This window comes from Breoghania sp. JC706 (genome assembly GCF_037026715.1).
GTDB lineage: Bacteria > Pseudomonadota > Alphaproteobacteria > Rhizobiales > Stappiaceae > Breoghania.
The window spans coordinates 1-2,187 of sequence record NZ_JBANCG010000029.1 but is presented as its reverse complement, the minus strand read 5'-3'; the positions used below and the strand labels follow the sequence as shown (position 1 = coordinate 2,187).

Annotated in this window: 1 protein-coding gene; it reads left to right on the top strand. The window is 66.6% G+C overall.

The annotated features are described in order from the left end of the window. The first annotated feature begins 2 nt into the window (after positions 1–2). The gene (gene pflB, locus V2L18_RS23410) at positions 3–2,186 is read left to right on the top strand and encodes a formate C-acetyltransferase (RefSeq protein ID WP_336180766.1); all 2,184 of its coding nucleotides are present in this window, start codon (positions 3–5) and stop codon (positions 2,184–2,186) included. Position 2,187: the final 1 nt, after the last annotated feature.

Genomic DNA, 2,187 nt, shown 5'->3' with positions numbered 1-2,187 from the left:
CGATCGACGTACGCGGCTTCATCCAGGAGAACTACACGCCGTATGAGGGGGACGACGGGTTCCTGGCGCCTGCGAGCGGGCGCACGAAAGCGCTGTGGGCGCGGCTGGGAGAGCTACTGAAGCAGGAGCGGGAAAAGGGCGTTCTCGACGTCTCCACCGACCGCCCCTCCTCCATCACCGCGCATGAGGCCGGCTACATCGACAGGGACGCGGAGATCATCGTCGGCCTGCAGACCGATGCGCCGCTGAAACGCGCGATCATGCCCAATGGCGGCCTGCGCATGGTGGAGGCGGGCCTTGCCGCCTACGGCTACGAGCTTGCCCCCGAGGTCCGCGAGATCTGGACCCGCTACCGCAAGAGCCACAACCAGGGCGTCTTCGACGTCTATTCCCCCGAGATCCTCGCCGCCCGCAAGTCCGGCGTCATCACCGGCCTGCCCGACGCCTACGGCCGCGGCCGCATCATCGGCGACTACCGCCGCGTCGCGCTCTACGGCACCGATTTCCTGCGCACGCAGAAGCAGGCCGAGTTCCACGCCCTCGACGACGCCGCCTTCGACGAGAAGACCATCCGTGCGCGCGAGGAATTGTCGGAACAGTTCCGCGCCCTCGACGAACTGCGCGAGATGGGCGCCAAATACGGCTTCGACCTCGCCCGCCCGGCCGCCAACGCCCGCGAGGCGATCCAGTGGACCTATCTCGGCTATCTCGCCGCGGTGAAGGAGCAGAACGGCGCCGCCATGTCGCTCGGCCGCGTCTCCACCTTCCTCGACATCTACATCCAGCGCGACCTGGACGCCGGCCGCCTCACCGAGGACGCCGCCCAGGAGATGATCGACGACATGGTCGTCAAGCTCCGGATCGTCCGCTTCCTGAGAACCCCCGACTACGACCAGCTCTTCTCCGGCGATCCGACCTGGGTCACCGAGGTGCTGGGCGGCATGGGCGAGGACGGCCGCACGCTGGTCTCCAAATCGAGCTTCCGCTTCCTCAACACCCTCTACAATCTCGGCCCCGCGCCGGAGCCGAACCTGACCGTGCTGTGGAGCACGGCCCTGCCGCAGGGCTTCAAGCACTTCTGCGCCAGGGTCTCGGCCGACACCTCCGCCATCCAGTACGAGAACGACGACCTGATGCGGCCGCACTGGGGCGACGACTACGGCATCGCCTGCTGCGTCTCCGCCATGCGCATCGGCAAGCAGATGCAGTTCTTCGGCGCCCGCGCCAACCTCGCCAAGGCGCTGCTCTACGCCATCAACGGCGGCGTGGACGAGAAGACCGGCAAGCTGGTGGCCAAGGGCTTTGAACCGATCACCGCCGACGTGCTCGACTATGACGAGGTCATGGCGAAGTTCGACAAGACCATGGACTGGCTCGCCCGAACTTACGTCAAGGCCCTCAACACCATCCACTACATGCACGACAAGTACGCCTACGAGCGTATCGAGATGGCGTTGCACGACCGCGACATCCTGCGCACCATGGCCTGCGGCATCGCCGGCCTGTCGATCGCCGCCGACAGCCTGTCGGCGATCAAGCACGCCAGGGTGCACGTGATCCGCAACGAGGACGGCCTTGCCGTCGACTACCGCATCGAGGGCGACTATCCGGCCTTCGGCAACAACGACGCCCGCGTCGACGACATCGCCGTCTGGCTGACGGAGACCTTCATGAGCAAGGTCAAGGCCCAGCCCGCCTTCTATCGCGATGCCACGCCGACCCAGTCGATCCTGACGATCACCTCCAACGTGGTCTACGGCAAGAAGACCGGCAACACGCCGGACGGGCGGCGTGCGGGCGAGCCGTTTGCCCCGGGCGCCAACCCGATGAGCGGGCGCGACAGGAAGGGCTTCGTCGCCGCCGGCGCCTCCATCGCCAAGCTGCCCTACGCCTCGGCGCTCGACGGCATCAGCTGGACCGCCTCGGCGACGCCCTCCAGCATGGGCCACACCGAGGCCGAGCGCATCGAGAACCTCTCCAACTGCCTCGACGGCTTCGTCGCCGCCAACGGCTTCCACGTCAACGTCAACCTGCTCAAGCGCGAGACGCTCCTCGACGCCATGGAGCACCCGGAGAACTACCCCCAGCTCACCGTCCGCGTCTCCGGATACGCCGTCAACTTCATCAAGCTCACACGCGAACAGCAGATCGACGTCGTCAACAGGACGTTCCACGCCTCGATGTGAG